The sequence below is a fragment of the Viscerimonas tarda genome, assembly GCF_054601255.1.
Map to the genome: position 1 here is coordinate 1 of NZ_BAAHWV010000099.1, position 2,631 is coordinate 2,631.

The following is a 2,631-nucleotide window of genomic DNA, read 5'->3' on the forward strand; positions in this document are numbered from 1 at the left end:
TTACAACGTACATATAGCGGGTCGCCGCATCCGAAACGATTGTTACGTCCGAAAACAGGGTCGGGATAATCAAAAAGCCGCCGCTGTTGTCCTTAACGCCGGACAGCAATACGCCCTTGTGGATAACCGGCTCGGCGCTTGCCGTTTCTTCGGCAAACTCGCCCACGTCAATGGTTCCGCCGCAGTCTGCAAATTCTTCGTCTGAAGGGTTGTCGTGGATTTTGGCTACATAGCCGTGGATAAGCCGCGCCGTGCCGACTCCGCCCGTGCCGGCGGCGGACATATCGACACGCTCAATACTCCGCCCTAAGGCTATTTTGCGAATGGCTTCACGTATCATACGTTGGCTGTTTTTGCTGTTTTCCATAACAGATGTTTATGGAAGAATAGCCGGAAAAAGGCAGAAAAGTTGGAAAGGGAAAAGCTAAAGTTTAGTTTATTATTATCATACCAGTCTGTTAAGGGATAAATTCAAATTATAATTTCATGCAAAATCTCTTATTTACAACTTTTTCTCTCATTAGCGCTTTGTTTGTAAAACAACGATAAATGTTCTTGATAATGTCGTCATAATTGTTGTGCCCATTTTTGTCAATATAATAAAAAGGTTTTATAGAAACACAATTTTTATGTTCAAAAAGCGTATATAGCAACGTCTTATCAGATAAACCACATGAATGTCCCCAAATAAAGACTTGATATAAACCACTTTCAATAAATCCCAACAAATTTTTATAATTTTGAGTTTTTAAATAATTGATAGTCTTGATATTGTCCAAATATATGCCACCTCGTTTTTCAATTTCTTTATGTATTTCATCTTGTTCATCACCATAGCCGAAAATCATAGGATAATCAGAATTATTTAATTGTCCATGTATGAATATATAATCAAATGCATTTTTCGCCCAATCATCTAATTGCCACGCATTTGTATGAATACATTCTATCATCCTTTTTGGCAAATCCGTATAATTATAATTCAAAAACAATGTTCTATTTGGGTAAATTGATGTTTTACAGGAAGTATAAATATCTAATCCACTTTTTATGCGAGACAAATATGAGTCAAACTGTCTGTTATATTTTATTTTTTCCTCCTCTGTTTCAGGAAGATATTCTTCCCTTAAAGCAGAAATGCCATAAGAAGTGAAATCAGCAATATTAAAACATTGCCCTATGTTCTTTAAATCAAAATTGTCTAATCTTGCTTCATTTATTTCTTCAGTAAGATATTTTTCTAATTCTATTTTTATTTCATCAAAATCCCGATTTAATTTTTCTATTGTATAGGTTCCATTAGAAAGAATAGTTTGATTATCAATGGTGTTCTTTAATTGTGTAAAATATTCTTCTTCAATATCAACCCAATTTTGCAAACTTGTCTTTTCTGTAATTAGCTTTAAAAGCTGGTTTTTAAAAGAAATAGACATTTGCTTTTTATTCTTATCAAGGTCCTTTTCTTTTTCAAAATAAGCAATAAAATCATTATAAGAATGGACTTCTTGTAACAATTGAGAGTGGATTGGCAGGACGAGATTTATTGATAACAGATTTGTTTCAAAATGGCCGTTTTTGTAATTTTCAAACTTTCCAAATTCTGCTATCGTTTGTTTCCACAACCAATCTATGAAGTGGCAATAACCCGTTTTTAATCCATGAGATAAATCAAAACCATTTCCTGTCAGTATTATTCTGTTCATGTTTATTGTTCCAATAATTAAAAAATCCGCCACAAAATAACGAATTTTTTATATATAATCGGATTTTATTTAGAAATGTGTGAAAAAATAATTTAATCTTACTTTTAATAAATCGCTTTTGTTCCTGCGGTTTTATCAGCAACAAACAGAAATGTTGGAAAAAGTTGAAAATAGTGATTATAACCGGAAAATTCGTATTTTTGTAATCGAATTTCCTGATGTGTTTTATACAAACAATAAAAAAAGGAGGTATTTATGATTAAGTACATTGACAGTAAAAAAATGGGACGGGGACGGCATGGCTGGTTGGACAGCCATTTCCATTTTTCCTTTGCCGAATACTGCAATCCGGACAATGTCCGTTTCGGAGCGCTCCGCGTTTTGAACGACGATATTGTTCAGGCAGGCGAAGGTTTCGGTACGCACCCCCACCGCGATATGGAAATCATATCGTATGTTATCAAAGGCGAACTGTCGCACAAGGACAGTATGGGCAACGCCCACACGCTGACCCGCGGGCAATCCCAGTATATGAGCGCAGGAACGGGAGTAACCCACAGCGAATACAACCACACGGATGGCGAACTCCGTTTCGCCCAAATATGGGTTTTCCCCGATAAAAAGGGTTACAAGCCCAATTACGGCGATTACCGCTTCAAGCTGGAAGACAGACTCGACAAATGGCTGCCGATAGCAACCTCATACGACAATGCGGCAAACGCTGCTCCCATAAAAATTCACGCCGACATTAACATGTATGCTGCGATTCTTTCCAAAGGGAAACAGATAGATTTCCGGGTTGGAAGCGACCGTCAGGCATATTTGGTTTTGTTTGAGGGCGCAGCGACTGTAAACGGCATCCGCATGAATGAACGGGACGCTCTGGAAATCGTAAAGGAAGACATAAGCATTACGGCGGAACAGGAAG

General features: G+C 37.3%; 2 protein-coding genes and 1 pseudogene. 1 reads left to right on the forward strand and 2 read right to left on the reverse strand.

Annotated features, from left to right (window positions below; genetic code table 11):
* Both ACYPWY_RS15935 and ACYPWY_RS15940 read right to left on the reverse strand, forming a co-directional pair.
* Positions 1-367: pseudogene (locus tag ACYPWY_RS15935) on the reverse strand (hypothetical protein); the annotation flags it as partial.
* Positions 368-476: 109 nt separating this feature from the next.
* Entirely contained in the window at positions 477-1,736 is a 1,260-nt protein-coding gene (locus tag ACYPWY_RS15940; protein ID WP_459686532.1) for an AbiH family protein, read from the reverse strand.
* A gap of 222 nt (positions 1,737-1,958) precedes the next feature.
* Here ACYPWY_RS15940 and ACYPWY_RS15945 point away from each other — a divergent pair.
* Positions 1,959-2,631, forward strand: a 673-nt coding sequence (locus tag ACYPWY_RS15945) for a pirin family protein (RefSeq protein ID WP_459686533.1), incomplete at its 3' end; no start/stop codon positions are given.